Annotated in this window: 17 protein-coding genes; 7 read left to right on the top strand and 10 right to left on the bottom strand. The window is 38.2% G+C overall.

Going from position 1 to position 16,016, the window contains the following annotated elements:
- Positions 1 to 316: 316 nt before the first annotated feature.
- Entirely contained in the window at positions 317 to 1,345 is a 1,029-nt protein-coding gene (locus tag TY15_RS18125) for a hypothetical protein (RefSeq protein WP_244440960.1), read from the bottom strand.
- Positions 1,346 to 1,881: 536 nt separating this feature from the next.
- Here TY15_RS18125 and TY15_RS18120 point away from each other — a divergent pair.
- The 3 genes from TY15_RS18120 to TY15_RS25390 are packed head-to-tail and all read left to right on the top strand — an operon-like array spanning position 1,882 to position 2,796.
- Positions 1,882 to 2,442: a competence protein ComK gene (locus TY15_RS18120; RefSeq protein ID WP_040207208.1), complete on the top strand. Its 561-nt coding sequence runs from the start codon at positions 1,882 to 1,884 to the stop codon at positions 2,440 to 2,442.
- Between the two features lie 59 nt (positions 2,443 to 2,501).
- Positions 2,502 to 2,648 (top strand): hypothetical protein, encoded by a 147-nt coding sequence (locus tag TY15_RS25010; protein ID WP_179301792.1) that lies wholly within the window; start codon positions 2,502 to 2,504, stop codon positions 2,646 to 2,648.
- A complete protein-coding gene (locus TY15_RS25390) occupies positions 2,605 to 2,796 on the top strand; it encodes a helix-turn-helix domain-containing protein (protein ID WP_392391441.1) in 192 nt (63 codons plus the stop codon). The genes TY15_RS25010 and TY15_RS25390 overlap by 44 nt, the downstream gene beginning before the upstream one ends.
- Before the next feature lie 107 nt (positions 2,797 to 2,903).
- Here the strand turns inward: TY15_RS25390 and TY15_RS18110 are convergent, their stop codons facing one another.
- Complete coding sequence (locus tag TY15_RS18110; RefSeq protein ID WP_040207257.1) at positions 2,904 to 4,001, bottom strand: MBL fold metallo-hydrolase; 1,098 nt, start codon at positions 3,999 to 4,001, stop codon at positions 2,904 to 2,906.
- Positions 4,002 to 4,332: 331 nt separating this feature from the next.
- Complete coding sequence (locus TY15_RS18100; RefSeq protein ID WP_244440959.1) at positions 4,333 to 4,722, bottom strand: hypothetical protein; 390 nt, start codon at positions 4,720 to 4,722, stop codon at positions 4,333 to 4,335.
- A gap of 242 nt (positions 4,723 to 4,964) precedes the next feature.
- On the opposite strand from TY15_RS18100, the gene TY15_RS18095 reads away from it, so the two are divergent.
- From TY15_RS18095 to TY15_RS18085, 3 genes are all read left to right on the top strand, one after another.
- Complete coding sequence (locus TY15_RS18095; RefSeq protein ID WP_042375084.1) at positions 4,965 to 5,951, top strand: LCP family protein; 987 nt, start codon at positions 4,965 to 4,967, stop codon at positions 5,949 to 5,951.
- Positions 5,952 to 6,513: 562 nt separating this feature from the next.
- The gene (locus TY15_RS18090) at positions 6,514 to 7,017 is read left to right on the top strand and encodes a competence protein ComK (protein WP_040207203.1); all 504 of its coding nucleotides are present in this window, start codon (positions 6,514 to 6,516) and stop codon (positions 7,015 to 7,017) included.
- Positions 7,018 to 7,500: 483 nt separating this feature from the next.
- Positions 7,501 to 8,004, top strand: coding sequence for a DUF2798 domain-containing protein (locus tag TY15_RS18085; protein ID WP_040207202.1), 504 nt, complete (start codon positions 7,501 to 7,503; stop codon positions 8,002 to 8,004).
- Between the two features lie 140 nt (positions 8,005 to 8,144).
- Here the strand turns inward: TY15_RS18085 and TY15_RS18080 are convergent, their stop codons facing one another.
- Positions 8,145 to 8,480: a hypothetical protein gene (locus tag TY15_RS18080; RefSeq protein ID WP_040207198.1), complete on the bottom strand. Its 336-nt coding sequence runs from the start codon at positions 8,478 to 8,480 to the stop codon at positions 8,145 to 8,147.
- A 344-nt stretch (positions 8,481 to 8,824) separates the two neighbouring features.
- On the opposite strand from TY15_RS18080, the gene TY15_RS18075 reads away from it, so the two are divergent.
- Positions 8,825 to 9,400: a sce7726 family protein gene (locus TY15_RS18075; RefSeq protein WP_040207196.1), complete on the top strand. Its 576-nt coding sequence runs from the start codon at positions 8,825 to 8,827 to the stop codon at positions 9,398 to 9,400.
- Here the strand turns inward: TY15_RS18075 and TY15_RS18070 are convergent.
- The 6 genes from TY15_RS18070 to TY15_RS18050 all read right to left on the bottom strand — a co-directional run bounded on the left by TY15_RS18070 (position 9,351) and on the right by TY15_RS18050 (position 15,738).
- Positions 9,351 to 10,460: a beta family protein gene (locus TY15_RS18070; RefSeq protein ID WP_040207194.1), complete on the bottom strand. Its 1,110-nt coding sequence runs from the start codon at positions 10,458 to 10,460 to the stop codon at positions 9,351 to 9,353. The two genes, TY15_RS18075 and TY15_RS18070, sit on opposite strands and share 50 nt — an antisense overlap.
- Before the next feature lie 171 nt (positions 10,461 to 10,631).
- Entirely contained in the window at positions 10,632 to 10,778 is a 147-nt protein-coding gene (locus tag TY15_RS24415) for a hypothetical protein (RefSeq protein WP_157042271.1), read from the bottom strand.
- A gap of 125 nt (positions 10,779 to 10,903) precedes the next feature.
- A complete protein-coding gene (locus TY15_RS18065; RefSeq protein ID WP_040207193.1) occupies positions 10,904 to 11,539 on the bottom strand; it encodes a GTPase in 636 nt (211 codons plus the stop codon).
- A 4-nt stretch (positions 11,540 to 11,543) separates the two neighbouring features.
- Positions 11,544 to 12,587 carry a GTPase gene (locus tag TY15_RS18060; protein ID WP_052353832.1) on the bottom strand — a complete coding sequence of 348 codons (1,044 nt, stop codon included), beginning with the start codon at positions 12,585 to 12,587 and terminating at the stop codon, positions 11,544 to 11,546.
- 113 nt (positions 12,588 to 12,700) lie between these two features.
- Positions 12,701 to 13,669, bottom strand: coding sequence for a helix-turn-helix transcriptional regulator (locus TY15_RS18055; protein ID WP_040207191.1), 969 nt, complete (start codon positions 13,667 to 13,669; stop codon positions 12,701 to 12,703).
- Between the two features lie 1,187 nt (positions 13,670 to 14,856).
- Entirely contained in the window at positions 14,857 to 15,738 is an 882-nt protein-coding gene (locus tag TY15_RS18050) for a hypothetical protein (protein WP_074432835.1), read from the bottom strand.
- Positions 15,739 to 16,016: the final 278 nt, after the last annotated feature.

Here is a 16,016-nt window from a genome sequence, read left to right as displayed (position 1 = left end):
GTGACAGGCACCAGGATCAACAGCGGAATTCATCCGAATCGCCACTAGCTGACATCCCTTCGACCAAATTCCGTATAGGCTATACTATTCAAACGTTTAATTAAAACCGATGAATGTACCGCCCTATACAAATCCTCCCCATCTAGCTCGAAAGAAAATTGTCGTAAACTAGTTAGGAAATCATTCGACGATAACCGAATTTCTCACAAAATCAGATAGGCTTCTCTTTTACAGACAAAATCCTACAATTCCCCCAACCCTTCAACACTACACAAACGTTTGATTAGATGAGGATAAGTACGCGCTAATCCTAGATTTAATCACCCATATGCGTAAAAAGGGTGTCGAAGTGATGAGGTGAGCCATGAGAACCGTCCCCCTGGTCCACCCCGTGCAGCCAATCCCATTCGATGATTTCTCCATTCACGTGATGCCGATACGGTTGATAGGTAACGAGTCCGGCCTCCCGCTTTTCATCAAACAGGTTGTTATAATACTGATATAATTTCTCTTTTAGAATCCCATAGAAATAAGCAATTGGCTTCCTGACAACCTTTGTGAATTTTAATTTACGGATCAATTGTCGGAACGAATCGATGGCGAGGTCCACGATCACATCCGTTTCCTTATCCAGTTGATAATCAAAGGCTAAGATCTGAACCATCCGCCAATATTCTTCGATCATCATGGCGTCTGAAAAGAAGCATTTGACAAATTGGACAAAACGCACTGGAACTCGGCTACTGACAAAGGTGTGATCTAATTTGAACGGTTCCTGCTTACGTTTTTTTATCTTTTGATCTTTTTCAGTTTTAAAAAGATTAGTAGTTTCTTTAAGGTGGTTCATGGTTTCCTGTTTGGGTGGTTCATTAGTAGGGAAACGGTGAAAGACATAGAGATTGCTCGACTGCGAACCATTTTTGCGTTCCGTTTCATAAACAGTGAAAATGCCCAATTGTTTTGCTTTGCTAATCATCCGTTTAAACGTCGAGCGGGAAATACCGTGATCATGATACTCTTTATGAATCGCTTTTAGGATGGTCCCAATTTTGGCATTGCAAATGCCAGGGATCTTGGCAGAAAAACGAACAAGCCGCTTTAGTCCGACTTGTTCTCCCTTTGAAAAAGCTGTCTTGTGTTCCAACAGCCACATTTCCATATGGTGATTAAATTCTTTTAGACTTTCAAACTGCGAAAATTGCTCAAATCCCTCAATGCTCCCCGATTTTACATTCATCATGTGCGCCGCCCTTTCATCGTGTGTGTCTATTTCCGACACTTCGACCATACCGAGTTTGGCAGCGAGAAGCGAATCGCTCACTTTCACTTTTGAGTGGCATTTCATGATGAAAAGCTCTTTTTGACGCGCAAAAGCGATTTTTGATGTCATTTTTGATTATTTGGCACAATATAAGAGCGATCTGCGTGCCTGCCCGCGACTACTTAAACAGTTTCCTAATCATGAAGGACATCATTCTAGCCGTGACATTGAGCCGAATTCTTTAATGGTCCGGAGATATATCAAACCATCAGAAAAATTTTTAAAAAAAGCCGGGAGAACCGTCCCCGTGGTCACCCCTTCTGTCCCATTTTGTAACAGAAATGTCAAAAATTAATTAATTTTGCGCACTATAGTTAGTAGGCACAAAGACCCGAATGGTGTTTAATATTATATAGATATAGCGCTTCCAAGAATGTAATCCATCCTCAGCAATTAAATTGGTTAGCAACATCTACCATAAAGCATACCGTGTAACGTTAGCAAAAGAGGTGAGCACATGTATACCGTATTCAAAACCTCAGCCTAGTCTTACATAAGTAGATTTGTTTAGCAACAATTTAATCAACACAATCAACCATTGTGAAGGAGATGCGATTAGAATGATTAAGCACTTTTATTTACTGGATCCAAACATTGTGTTAGTAACAGGCGAATACGACCCATATGGGAAACTATGCACACGAGTCATTCTCGGAAAAGAAACCTTTTTAGTCGACAGAACCCCTGCCCAACTGCTTGATGATACCTTGTTATACATAGGCTTCAATTTGAATGGGGCCATCAAAGGGGCCAGGTCGATTCTTGGCAATCGGAAGATGTGCCCGGTAATCGTGAATCCCTTTCATGGCGTTTGCTTCTTCCCAAATAAGTCCGCTAAAAGAGGTGATTGTATTTGGTTTAATCCTGATCATATTGTCAAAACAAAACCGCGGGGCACAAAGACCGAGGTGGAGCTTAGCAATGAGCTTACACTCATCATCGATTCCAAACTCCACTCGTTCCATAACAAGATGCAGATTGCCTTTCAATTAAAACAACTATCACAGGAGCGTTGCCAGCATCCCAACCATTATGCTAGCAATCTTCAGCCGAAAAAAAGAAAACCCCTCACCAGAGGAGATGCTGGAACCTATAATTTCGCTAGTGTCATGGGAGATTAGCAAATTCCCCCTCTTGTGAAACATCCATCGGGTCCCCTTTTAGTAGGAGACCAAAAGGAATGCAAATAAAGCCATTACAACACGAAAGAAGTGATTACTATTTCTACCAAACAGCTACATGGCACTCAAAAAAGAATATTTATCGGACCTGTTTTAAAGAAATTGAGGAAAACACAACGACTCTCCCAGGAAGAGTTAGCTGGTAACTTTACTAGCCGTTCCTACATAAGCAAATTAGAAAACAATGAAAAATGCCCCACATCTACGATGATTTTTTACCTTGCAGCCAAACTGAAGATACTTCCTTCTGAGTTTATCAGACAAATCGAAGAATACAATTTATCGATTTCTTAATGATGTGGTTCAGTCGAGGGAAATGGAGGCCGTGCCTCCATTTCCCTTTTTCATCAGTTCTCTATGAAGATAGAGCCACCAGAACCGTCCCCATGGCACTCCCCAACCTAAATTCTCCACCAAGATGAAAAGGGAACAGTAAACTTTCCCGTTAATGGAACAGTTTCGCCGATTTTAGGAGTAATTAATTTAACGTTTGCTTCGTTTGCCTTTTGTAATGCCCGTTCCACCGGTTCTGTCCAACCATGATAAGCAAGGGTCAAAGCCCCCCAATGAATTAACATCATATTCTTCCCATTTACATCTAAATGTGCCTGAACAGCTTCTTCGGGTGTCATATGTACCCAAGGCCATCGTTTATCATATTGACCACCTTCAATTAAGGTCATGTCAAATGGTCCGTATTTCTTTCCTATTTCCTTAAAATGTGAATCGTATCCTCCATCTCCGCTGGTATAGAAACGTGTATTTTTTCCAAGAATAACCCACCCACCCCATAAGGTAGTATCGCGATTAAGAATTCCCCTGCCGGAGAAATGTTTCGAAGGAGTTAAAGCAACAGTTAAACCTTGGAACACCATTTCGTCCCACCAATTGAGTTCTGTAATTTTTTCTTTTGCAACTCCCCATCGATTGAGGTGGGCACCCACTCCATGAGGAACAAAAAAATGACCGACCTTACTCTTCAGTCTTTTAATGGAGGGATAATCCAAATGGTCATAATGGTCATGTGTAATAAAAACAGCGTCCAAAAATGGCATTTCATCAATAATATGCAGCATATCTTTACCGTATCGTTTGCTGCCCGCGAAGGAAACCGGTGAAGCAACGGGTCCTAACATAGGGTCTACTAATAGCTTTTTATTATCAATACTCATTAGGAAAGCAGAGTGCCCGAACCACGTTAAATTATCTTCTTCACTGTTTATTTTATTCCAATCCATGCTTGAAACCTGAATAGGACCACTAGGTTTACGATCTTTTCTTCCAAAAATAGAATCCTTCATCATGGAGAGGAGATCCGCAGCACTCATGCTCATCTTTGTTGGAACCTGATTGACAAATTTCCCATTAGAAAAATTATCAAACCCACCATACACCAGTTTTTGTTTTTTAATTGAGTTGCCGCCAAATGTTGGGTGTATGCCTATGAACAATGAAACGATAAGGATAACTACAACTAAAAAGAGGAAAAAATAATACATTTTTTTCATTCCTTCCTGAGGTTTAAAAGCATTCATATCATTATATAGCATCTTACCTTTCAGCTAATAGTAAATTTAAGTATTGGATTTAGGCTAGGCGCTTAACTCCAGCACGCTGACTGGCCGCAAGAATATTCGGGATTCCGTCCGCCATGACGGTACCCGGCGAGAAGTTTGCCGCCATGACATCAGTAAAATAAGCGGAGATTTTCCGGTTAAATGCAGAATGGAGCTCTTTTCGGGGTAAATAAGCGGAGGTTTTCCGCTTATGCAAAGAAAAATGCCCCATTTTCATGTTTTTCGAGTCAATAGGCGGAATCTCTCCGTCTATTTACCAGATTGGGCGCTTAACCTGATCTCCCAACCGATAAGAGCGGACCCTCTTGACCCCAGATGAGGGAATCAGCATCTTTTTATCGACTAGTTGAGAAAGTACTTTTTTTACCGTCTTGTCACTTAGCTTCAAATACTTCTCGACCTCTTTAGGGGATATCGCTTCTCCTTTTCGAACCGCTAGACGGAGTACTTCCTTTTCGACAATGGACAAAGATGTCTGGTCCAGTTCATCACCCAGCCATTGGCCAATCACTTGCTGAACAATCTGTTGGCATCGTCGAGGCTTCTCTTTCACTTGGTCAAAAGAAAAGCGGATTACGGTCCATCCGTCAATCACCAACTGATTTTGACGTTCCAGGTTGTCGGAAAATTGCCATCTGCTCACTTTCTGTTAATCTAAATACCTATCAATTTTCGACAAATTCCGGGGCGTGACAGGCACCAGGGTTTATTTGTATCCATTTACCTATTTTTTTGCTATTCTAATGGGTAGAGTAGAAAAATGGAAGTATATTGGAGAAATTGTCGAATATTGACGTAACCTATTCTCTGTTTCGAACGTCAATATATTCGTAGCAGTTATTTAATAAAGGAACTAATAGGCACTCATCAAGTGTGGAGGGACATATGAAAAAAAAGAAAAGTAAAAAGTGGAAAATCATTGGATTAAGCATATTAGGCGTGTTAATCCTAGGAGCTGCGGCTTTCGCCTATGAATACCACGAATTGCAGCCAAAAAATCATTTTACAACCGTACCCGTTGTGAGCACAGGAAAAACAAATGATAAAGAAGCACCAGTGGAAACGGAAGAAATAAAAGAGCCAGTCTTTAACTTACTACTGATTGGATCGGATGAGAGAAAAGATTCCAATATTGGGCACTCTGATTCGATGGTACTTGTTCACGTGGATTTAAATAAGCATAAATATAATGCTATCAGTATTCCTCGTGACACCCGTGTTCATTTAGACGGATATGGCTATACAAAGCTAACGAGTGTCCAATATATTATGCAAGCCAAAAAAGGGGCAACAAAAGGAATTGAAGCAGCGGTTAACGCAGTTGGAGAATTAACCGGTGTCCCGATTAACTACTATGTAGAAACGAATTATCGTGGGTTCCAAGCAATGGTGGATGCTGTCGGCGGCATTGATATGGAGGTGCCGTTTGACGTGAAATTAACTCATCCATGGTATCCTGAAAATAAGGATAAAGTGGTCAATGCCGGCACACATGCTTTTGATGGAAAAATGGTGACAGAGGTTGTCCACGAGCGCTACTCCCTTAAGAATGGAGAATATGGCCGTCAACAGCTCCAAGAGGAAGCATTAAAGGGGATTGCAAAAAAGGCACTGGATCCTAGTAATATAACGAAGTTGCCTTCATTAGTTAAGTCTATCCCTGATTTTGTTGTTGCTACCAATATGTCCACATCCGACATGCTCAGTCTAGGGATGGCAGCCAAGGATTTTGATCCAAATACACAACTAACCTACCAACAAATACCTGGACATGGTGAAACGCTTTATGATGATATCTTAAAAGCTAAAAACTCTCAGATCGTGATTGACCAGGCACAGATTGATGATATTATATCTAAAAACTTTCAATAATCACCAAATAAACGGCAAAAAAGTAAGAGTAAGTAGCTCTTACTTTTTTGCCGTTTATTGAGTTAATATAGAAGCCGCCTCTCCCAGCTTTTACAACTACTTAGATGAGCTTCATCAGGTAAACTAGGTAAACTTCGACACTGGTAGTCACTAGCCATCAAAGAAACTTCTAAAAATACCGAGAGAAGAACGAAATCGCTATAATCTTCGACAAATACCGGGGCGTGACAGGCACCGAGAGCAACACTTCGTAGATTTAAACCCCATCCTTGATAAATCATTTACTCTTCATTCCACAATCCAATTAACAAAAAGCTCATCTCATGAATCCACCCCTAGAACTTGTTCAGCGCAGCAAAATGAAACCGCTTTACTGTAAGTGGCTTATTTATCTGGCTAATTACTTTAAATACGAACTCTTTGCAAAAGGAAGTGAGTAAGGTTGATTGTCAATAGACGGGTTACATAATTTCCTAGATCGGTATTAACGTACTTAATAAGCTCAGCCAACTACATACTATATTTAGAAAAACAGTCCAAAACAATGAGGGAGTGAATTTCTTTGTTTATTGAAAAAAAATATATCATTAATTCAGATTTTATTACCATGGTCGGACAGTATGATCGGAATGCAAAGTTATGCACACTGGTAAGGGAAACAACGCGGACATTTATCGTGGATAAAGCTCCTTTAGAAATCCTCAATGATACCATTCGGTGCATCGGTTTTGATTTACGTGGAGCAATGGAAACAGCCAGATCCCTCCTTGGTAATAAGCATATGTGTCCAGTCATGGTGAATCCGATACATAGAATTTGTCTTTTCCCTAATAAATCAGCGAAGCATGATGACGCGATGTGGTTCAATCCTGTGCACATCCTAAGAACCTATACGGTAAACGGTGTGGCAAACATCAATTTCACCAATGGAACAACGTTGACGATCCCTTCAAAGCTTTATTCCTTCAATCATAAGCTGCAAACCGCCGAGCAGTTTATGAAAATGACACTTGGATCTGAAACGAAATCCACTTACTCACAGCACGGACCAAAACGAGGGGCATAAAGAGCCCTACCACCCAAAGGCATCCGAATAAGTCCAATCGGATGCCTTTTTATGCTGATGGATTGGGCATTCATACTAGGAGCTGCTATTTTTACCCAGCAGCTCTTTCTCCATCATTCAACACAATCATTTGTTCATTTTTAGTTGTGATCGAACATAAGCAATTCCCTGATGACCGCAATACTTCTGGTAGCTTGGCCATATCCGTAAAAAGAGAGAAGTGTTGCTAGCACGTCTCTTCTGCAGCCTCTACCGTCAGGGTGATGGATGTCTAGGTTAATTCCGGGGCGTGACAGGCACCAAGATCCATATTTTGCTCACATATATTCAATTTTTTCAAGTCTAGAATTCCTTTAAAATCGTGTTAAAATTAAAAAATCAGTGTGTGTAGAGATATTGGTATTAGTGAGTTTAACTGACCAAAAATATATGTCGAATGATACGTCTGCCATCTGAAAATTTAATTTTTCGGAGGGTAAAAATATGTATAAGGAAGATAGACTGCCTCAAAGCCCAAAAGAAGGCATAATATTTATGTTGATTATTTCGATTATTTCAGTCAACACTATTGCACCGATTATTATGGGGATGGAATTCGGTTTCAGTAAGGAAAATTACTTGAAAACCTTAAAGGTTATTCCGATTATGTGGATTATCGTCATTATATTAGTAAGATTTGTTGCGGGGCCATTAGTTGGTAAAGTGATGCCGAAATTCGTAGGACAAACAGATGGATTTAATGCCAGAGTGTTATTGAATACTTTATTGAATGTTACAGTCTTGTCTATTCTCCTTACAATACTAGGAACTTGGGTTGGTACGAAACAAATAAGCCTTGAACCTTTTCAGAACTTCTTTCACAGCTGGTTTAGGAACTTTGGTGTAGCATTTTGGATTGAGTTGATACTTGCACAGCCCATTGCAAGATTTGCAATGAAAAAAACCCACGCAAAGCAGGCAAGTAAAGCAGAGGCTGTTAATCTATAATAGATATTAAACATAGTTAAAGCCGATTGATTTTATTAAAATCAATCGGCTTTTACTTTGCAAAGTAAAGAATGTAAAATGTCTACTTTAAAGATCGTAACGCACAGGCACCGGTAACATTGACAAACACCGTTATCATGCTATCTACCATAAACCGCTACGGACGTTTTTTTACCATGTAATATAACTTTTTTTACTGACCTTATTGCCCACTGTTTTGCTAGATCATCGGCACCTCCGGCCTTATAATGGAAATTTCTTATAAGCGATTTTTCGAATATACATCTCGCTTTAACTTCCCCGCTATCAATTTGCTTTTCTAATTTAGGATCTATCACTTTACAGGCTCTATACTTTAGCACCCCGTTATAATCTAATAAATAATGTTCATTTGAAACATCACATTTCATAATTGCTTTGACAACACCATTAATAAAATCCTGTTCCCCCTGTTGAACAATCCTCCTTTTAGACATTGAAAAACCACCTTTAAAGAATTACCTAGTTCTTTAAAGGTGGCCTTTTATCCTTTATTCTTGAATGAATGCCATAAAAGATTCATATTTTGCCGTAGCTATATCCATTGTTATGAATAATTCTAAACACCATAACCCAAAGTTATCACCTCTTTCCCTTATTAAGGAAAAGAAGATTAACAATATATAGTTGAAACCCATTCTATCATTTTCTATCCTGCCAATATCCTATCAATCTTCGACAAATCTCGGGGCGTGACAGGCACCAGGATCAAATTGCGGAGATGACAGCAGATTTTTCTTGTGTTAATATCATCATGAATTCAAGTGAAGGATGATGCAGTATGGAAAAATTAAAGGACAAAGATATTAGAATGGTTTTATTACAACTGCTTCTAGAAAAATATTCTGAAGATCCTGAAACTAAAATTGTTCATGAACTTGGAATTTTACATGGACAGTCCCGAATTGATGTTGCAGTTATCAATGGAATACTTCATGGGTTTGAAATAAAAAGTGAAAGTGACAATTTGTTAAGGTTGCCTTCTCAAATGGAAGACTATAACAAAGTCTTTAATCGAATGACAATAGTTACCCAGCGGATTTTTTTAGAAAAAGTGCGCAGGATAATTCCAAAATGGTGGGGGATCTGGATTGTTACACAGTCAAAGGGTAATTTAACTATTAGAGAGATTAGAAAAGGGAGATATAATTCTCATGTCGATCCTGAAAGTCTTAGTCATCTTCTTTGGAAAGATGAGGCAATTTCAATTCTTAAAGATAAAGGCCTGCACAAAGGTTACTTGAGCAAGCCGCGCACTATTTTGTACAAGAGATTAGCTAGTCAATTAGAAATAAAAGAATTACAATTTAGGATAAATGAACAGTTGAAACAACGTGAAGGTTGGAAAGTTCTTTAGCAGCTAAAGTTAAATGATGATTTGTTCCTACCCGTCTCCATGTTTCTGGATTACCCGTACTTTCTTTTCCAATTGAACAATTATAGATATACTCATCACCATAAGAATATTGGTTACCAGAATATTTTTGATGTGAAACGATTCTTTTGGTAATATCCAAGGCTTGTCCCCATCCGTTATACTTTTTACTTTTAATAGAGTATCCACGGAATATTAAAAACTCATCATCCGCTGTATACCTAATACTAGCAGCCATTTGCATAAACCGAGGGTCAATTTCTGAATACTCAGGGTTGGAAATTATATAGTCACCAAATGACGGATACCGCTCTAAACTACTTTTTAATAACTTTTTATAAATAATCCATTCTGCACGAGGAATACTACCATCTGTACCCGTTTGAATCTCACCCAGATTCTCTGGAAATGCCGTTGCACAAAACGTAAGAGTCCTCCATTTTTTTAACTCAGGGATTGCCGATATCGAACCAGAAACCAATCTGGTCATACGTGATGTATGGTTTGGATTAATGTACTTATAATCTAAAATTATATCTACATTTTCAAGCTTCACATTAAAAAATAGCTTAGTACTATTCACTATTTGTTCGATATCATCAAAATCTACTTCTTCCAATCTTAAACAATAGCCATTGTTGTATTCTTGAATAATAGATTTAATAGCGTTTTGATAATTAGGACCTCTATTACTTCCCGTAACTGGAATAGCAACAATATTTTGTGCATGCATTTCATTAATAATAAAACTTAATGGATGTTGACCGTTTGACATTATTTCATCATCTTCGTTACAGACTTGATAAGCATCAATAAAGACTGGGCCATTATAATTCCAGGATACCTTAACTTGGGCTCCTATATTACTAAGATGCTCATCTATCGTTTTTTTTGGAATTCCATTTTCAAAGTCCCATGGAATTGGTGGGATCTCAATAAGAGGAGTCATATTACTTTTTAATTGTGAGTCTAGAAACTCTAATGCCTTTTGCTCTCCCCTTCTCCATCTAACAATTGGAATATAATGATTTTCTGCAAACATATATTAACCTCCTTAGAAATGTTTCTAAGGTGAATTTCTAGCTGCCCCTATTTATACGAAAAATTCCACAAAATGTTTCATACAATAATATCGGGCGTGACAGGCACATCATACTATTGTTGAAATTCTTAGAAGTGCATAAAAAAGACCCCACCACTGGAGGTCTGATTACTATTTTTGTCTTTTACCTATGGTATTTCCGACAATTATTCCAATTACAACGGCATAAAGTGTATGTGTTTCAAAGTCTTTTGAAATAAATCCAATCACAAGCCAAGCCACTATTGCACCCAAAATTGCTAATAAAAGTGATTTCATTTAATCTCCCCAGTGTCACAACCAACCACCCTTACAATTTCAGTTGCAACTATATTCTATCACTTTCCATCACTCTAAATTCCTATCAATCTTCGACAAAGTTCGGGGCGTGACAGGCACGATAGTTAAAGGAAATTTAATACTTCCTCTAAACCCTCTTTATATCGACTACTTATAAATAAAGGCTTCTTTCTAAAGTATCTGAATAAGTCTTTCTTTATTTCCAGTTTTTCCTTGGAGTTTAAAGTGTCTGAATAACTTCTAACAATCTGTGTTTTTTCTAGTAATGATAACGCCTTAAGTATGTTCCACATTTCTTCGTCCGCTTGGTGAATTTTTCCTTTAACTACAAATAAAAAGCGATCAAATTCATGGAAGGGAAAAGATTGAATAAAATGATCTATTGGGTGTGTAGATGTATCATAACCCGGGACATCAACAAAAACATAGTCCCTATAGATAAACAGCAAGTCCACTTCGATACTTTCACTCCAGTTGGTTGCATCCGTTTTTTGACCAATTGATGGACGAGGTGAACATTGATGACTTGTAAGCAAATCAATCAGGGTCGACTTACCTGCACCTGGTTGTCCCAAAACGGCAATCTTCTTTTTATTATTCATCTCATTAAGGGCAAGTGATAATCGGTTCATATTTCTTTCAAGCGTTGTTATTGTTGGCGTGTAACTGGACGTTTTTTTATCTTCCCTTACTTTTTTTACTAAATATCCACCAACAAGTGTAACAGGAATCCACCACATATGCTTACCTCGAACTTACGGATAGTTCTTCCTCAAGTATTTTCTCTGCAAGGGTATGACAGTCTTCTAGATATGACTTCCCTGCAGATAATGTCATACCAAAGCCTGCAACTGCTGCAATTGCTTGCCCCACAAAAGGAATGTATCTTCCAATTTGTTTTACAATTTCTTTATCGGCATATCTTTTTAACAGAAGAATTACCCCTTCTTTTGAAGCAAAGTCTATTATTTTTTTACTTAGTGGCATTAATGTAGGTGCGAGACTCTTAATTCGGTCATCAGTTAGTCCGTAGACTGTTCTAATTTCAGTAAAAAGTTTCATCATGACCGAAATATCGACTCCTATATTCACTCCAGGAATAGGATTTAATCCATTCGCTGCAGCCAAACCTGCATATTTATAAACCATAGATTCACAGGAAGCTCTCTTCTTTTCAATATGTTCAAGGGTATATGCTTTTGCAGATCTAACATATTTATCTCTTTTGGCAGGTTCGAGAGACTGTCTGATTCCATCCATAAGTCGGTCTAGTCCATAGTCTCTTCGGCAACTTACAAAAAATACCTGTTCTGGGGTGCCAACCTGTTTTTGAACATCTTGGGTAATTTCTTCTTCCAATTCTGCTATCTCTTTTCCATCTTCCCAAATATCATCATGCTTATTTCTAACAAATAAACATACGCGATCTTTACTCTTTAATTGTTTAAAGAAAGTTGAATCAGATTCATGGAATTTACCCGAAAATACGCATAAAAACAAATCATATTGTTCAGGTTCAAATTTTTCAAACCATCTGTTAGGTGCAAATTTACTTGTTCCGTAGCCTGGAAGGTCCACTAAAATTAAATCATTGTGTTCAATGATTTGAGCATCCACGGTTATATCCGTGCCTTGACCAGTATTAGCGACTTTTCTTCCTACAATTTTATTAATTAAAGATGATTTTCCAGCACCTGGTTGACCAAAAAGGGCTATTTTTAGTTTCTGATCCTGGTCATTTTCTAAATCTTTTTTTAATCGTTCTATTTCATCATAAATAGTACTCATTATCTATTTCCTCCCTGATTTCAATAAAAGTTTGATACATTAATAGTTTTAAGCACAGGTTGAACATTATTAATCTTCTTACTTCGTCATACGATACTGATAGTTAAATGGAACTATTGATATCGCCTTGCCATTCTCGTAATAATCTCCCTCATTTCATTCCTCAATTCCTCGGGTTCTAAAACCTCTAAATTCTCTCCTTGACTTAGCAGCCACATTTTAATCCCCTGACCAAATACCTCTGCCTCAAACACGACACTGTTATCATCTTTGAAGATAATACAAGCATTTGGTAGTCTGTCAAGTACGGCTTGTGGGGATGGGCCTGTGAAACGGAATTTAATTTTCATTAGTTCGCCAGCATACATAAATTGAATTCGTTTGCGAAATTCGCCTTCTTGGAACCTCCCTCTATAGGGAAGATCAAAATGTTCATCTGTGACATAACACGTAGTAATTCGATCGATACGAAAGATGATTGGAAAGTTAAGTTCGCGTTTTGTTGGGTAAGCAATTAGATAAAAGTAATATTCCGAAAAAATCAATCCGACGGGTTTTAAAATTCTTTCTCTATCCTCTTGATCATGTTCTCGTTTGTAGCGTATCTTGATAATTCGCTTTGTATGGACAGCTTTTGCCAGTTCCCATAACAAAACAAACAAGGATTGTTTATGCTGTAAGTCCACGTATAAGTGCTTTTCATTTAATATCATTTTTTTGATAAAGACTTGATTTGCAGGTTGCGCGAGATTGGTCAGCTTATCGATTAGCTGATTCATATCCGTTTTAGGAAAAGCGCGAGATTCAATCAATATTTTTACAATAGCTAAAATTTCTTCATTTCGTAAGAATGTTTCATCACTCGTTTCTATCCTATATACTTTCTGCTTACGGTCATATTTTAAGGATTGATTTGTTTTCTCATTTTCAAAAAATGCACGAATGCTGTCAAAGTCACGTTGAATCGTCTTTTCTCCCACATGGAATGAATCGGCTTCTGTTTTTTTTGTGAGTACATGCCCTTTACATAAACGATCGTACATGGATAATACGCGATCCGTTTGATTCTGCTGCGAATTCATCGGTTACTCCTTCACATCTATTCAATTATCTAAGAACAACCTTATATGTTCATCATAACTATTCACTTGGACATATAATGTACTTTAGAAAATATTATTTAAAAAATTTACACCAAGTACTTTTATCCTATTATTCCATACAAGCTATGGAATAAATGTCGAAAAAACTCGAAATAGATAAAAAATAGGCAAGGATATTTAAAATGGGTGCGTGTCACTAGTACTAGCTAGGCAGAACCGAAAACGGTAAAACGCAACGGGACAAAAAGAGGACCTGCCGAAGAATTCCTCCTGGAAAAGCAACACATAAGCAGGTCAGTCTATTAAATCACAATGGTATAACAAAAAGTGTACTGAAGGAAAACAAGGTATTTCCTTCGAACCGTTTTATGGTGCCTCACGGTTCCTATCAAAAATTCCTAGAAGTTCAGAAAATGAAAAATAATGAAAATAAACTAATCGTTTATGTCAAAGAGACAGGAGAAGTATTGGCAAGTCATTCTATCAAACTTCAACAAAATCCGTGGCGGTGACAGATACTAGGATTCTTACAGTATTTCGGGAACAACCACAGCTTGAAGCGATACTGCGGTTACTGAGACTTTGAGCTTGTATTCTCAGAATTTCGCGATATTTAATCACAAAAAAACTCCTATATGGCAGAAGTGTCACTAGATTTTGTCCGAGGTGTCACTGAAATATGGCAGAGCTGTCACTTTTGCATTGCTGTAATCACACAGAGGGGGCACGTCTAGTTAACAAGGCTAAATTAGGTACTTTAAGCAGTACTAAATTCTATCAATCTTCGACAAATACCGGGGCGTGACAGACACCGGTATTAAATCAGAGCGGTAACCACAGCCCCCCCAGCCCCAATAACCTCATTTACTGATGGTAAGGCTCCTCACTGTTAGTGCTAAACTACCTCTTCTACAATCGGAAACCACAGGGAGTGTTCATGGTATTTTTTTCTCTTCCTTGCCCCAAATAGTAACGTATAAAACCTAGTAACCACCTAAGAACGGCATGATTTGATACTAATCAAACGATTGATTAAAACGATCACCAGCACTAATAAATAGAGACTTTCTATCATAAAGTGCGTCAAAATACGTCACCTCGGAGCACAATGACATTTCTTCTAACTCATCACCATACGTTCAATAGAACTTGAGAATCGTCCCACTTTAAGCAGAATAAACCATCCTCACACTTCCACCGTGCAGCCAATCCCACTCAAAGGTTTCGCCATTAATCGTATACTGATGGGGTTTGACCTCCTCCATGATTCCCTCTTCGCGCATTTCCGCTAACTGCTCACAGTAATAACGATAAAACTTCTGTTTCAGGATCCCATAAAAGTAGGCAATTGGCTTCCTGACGGCCTTTGTAAACTTTAGTTTTCTGATTAATTGCCGAAAGGAATCGATAGCGATCGCAACGATCACATCCGTTTCATTGTGGAGCTTATAGTCGACAGCTAGGATATGAACCATATGCCAATAGTCTTCAATCAACTTTGCATCATCGAAGAAGCATTTAACAAATTGGACAAATTCCTGTGGAACACGGTTGCTCACAAAGGTGTGATTTAATTCAGACGGTTCTTCTTTACGTTTTTTTATCTTTTGATCTTTTTCAGTTTTTAAAAGATTACTAGTTTCTTTAGGGTGGTTCATGGTTTCCTGTTTAGGTGGTTCACTTACGGGAAAACGGTTAAACACATAGAGATTGCTGGACTGGGAACCATTTTTACGCTCTGTTTCATACACAGTGAAAATACCACATTTTTTTGCTTTGCTGATCATCCGCTTAAATGTGGAACGGGAAATACCGTTATCGTGGTATTCCTCATGAATCGCTTTTAACACTGTGCCTATTTTGACATTGCATACGCCAGGGAGTTTCGCAGCAAAACGAACAAGCCGCTTTAAGCCTACTTGCTCCGCTTTGGAAAAATGCATCTTGTGCTCCAGCATCCACATTTCCATATGGTGATTAAACTCTTTTAAACTCCCAAATTGCGAAAACTGTTCAAATCCCTCAATGCTGCCTGATTTCAAATTCATCCTTTTGCGCCACCCTTTCACCGCTAGTTTCCGTTTCCGGCCTCTCTACGATATCGGGTTTTACAAAAAGAATCGAATCGCTAAAAATCACCTTTGGTGGACTTTTTAAACGAAAAAGCTCCTTTTTGCTTTCAAAAGTGAGTTTTGAAGCTAAATTTTGCATTTTTAGTTCTTTTTACTATCCATTTTGAATGGGGTATCTTTCTTGGAAATCACTGAACAGACTTGACAGCACCGAGATGAATTTAGTGGGGATCCGGCCTCAAAGTTAAGTAGGT

It is taken from the genome of Neobacillus jeddahensis (assembly GCF_000612625.1).
In the GTDB taxonomy this organism is placed as follows: domain Bacteria; phylum Bacillota; class Bacilli; order Bacillales; family Cytobacillaceae; genus Neobacillus; species Neobacillus jeddahensis.
Note: the sequence above shows the minus strand (reverse complement) of the source record. Positions and strands in the feature narration are given on the sequence as shown.

What these genes read in the sequence shown, in the direction of transcription:
- TY15_RS18125 (WP_244440960.1), bottom strand. Translation starts at nt 1,345, where the DNA reads ATGAAATGCCACTCAAAAGTGAAAGTGAGCGATTCGCTTCTCGCTGCC.
- TY15_RS18120 (WP_040207208.1), top strand. Translation starts at nt 1,882, where the DNA reads ATGATTAAGCACTTTTATTTACTGGATCCAAACATTGTGTTAGTAACA.
- TY15_RS25010 (WP_179301792.1), top strand. Translation starts at nt 2,502, where the DNA reads ATGCAAATAAAGCCATTACAACACGAAAGAAGTGATTACTATTTCTAC.
- TY15_RS18110 (WP_040207257.1), bottom strand. Translation starts at nt 4,001, where the DNA reads ATGTATTATTTTTTCCTCTTTTTAGTTGTAGTTATCCTTATCGTTTCA.
- TY15_RS18095 (WP_042375084.1), top strand. Translation starts at nt 4,965, where the DNA reads ATGAAAAAAAAGAAAAGTAAAAAGTGGAAAATCATTGGATTAAGCATA.
- TY15_RS18085 (WP_040207202.1), top strand. Translation starts at nt 7,501, where the DNA reads ATGTATAAGGAAGATAGACTGCCTCAAAGCCCAAAAGAAGGCATAATA.
- TY15_RS18080 (WP_040207198.1), bottom strand. Translation starts at nt 8,480, where the DNA reads ATGTCTAAAAGGAGGATTGTTCAACAGGGGGAACAGGATTTTATTAAT.
- TY15_RS18075 (WP_040207196.1), top strand. Translation starts at nt 8,825, where the DNA reads ATGGAAAAATTAAAGGACAAAGATATTAGAATGGTTTTATTACAACTG.
- TY15_RS18070 (WP_040207194.1), bottom strand. Translation starts at nt 10,460, where the DNA reads ATGTTTGCAGAAAATCATTATATTCCAATTGTTAGATGGAGAAGGGGA.
- TY15_RS24415 (WP_157042271.1), bottom strand. Translation starts at nt 10,778, where the DNA reads ATGAAATCACTTTTATTAGCAATTTTGGGTGCAATAGTGGCTTGGCTT.
- TY15_RS18065 (WP_040207193.1), bottom strand. Translation starts at nt 11,539, where the DNA reads ATGTGGTGGATTCCTGTTACACTTGTTGGTGGATATTTAGTAAAAAAA.
- TY15_RS18060 (WP_052353832.1), bottom strand. Translation starts at nt 12,587, where the DNA reads ATGAGTACTATTTATGATGAAATAGAACGATTAAAAAAAGATTTAGAA.
- TY15_RS18055 (WP_040207191.1), bottom strand. Translation starts at nt 13,669, where the DNA reads ATGAATTCGCAGCAGAATCAAACGGATCGCGTATTATCCATGTACGAT.
- TY15_RS18050 (WP_074432835.1), bottom strand. Translation starts at nt 15,738, where the DNA reads ATGAATTTGAAATCAGGCAGCATTGAGGGATTTGAACAGTTTTCGCAA.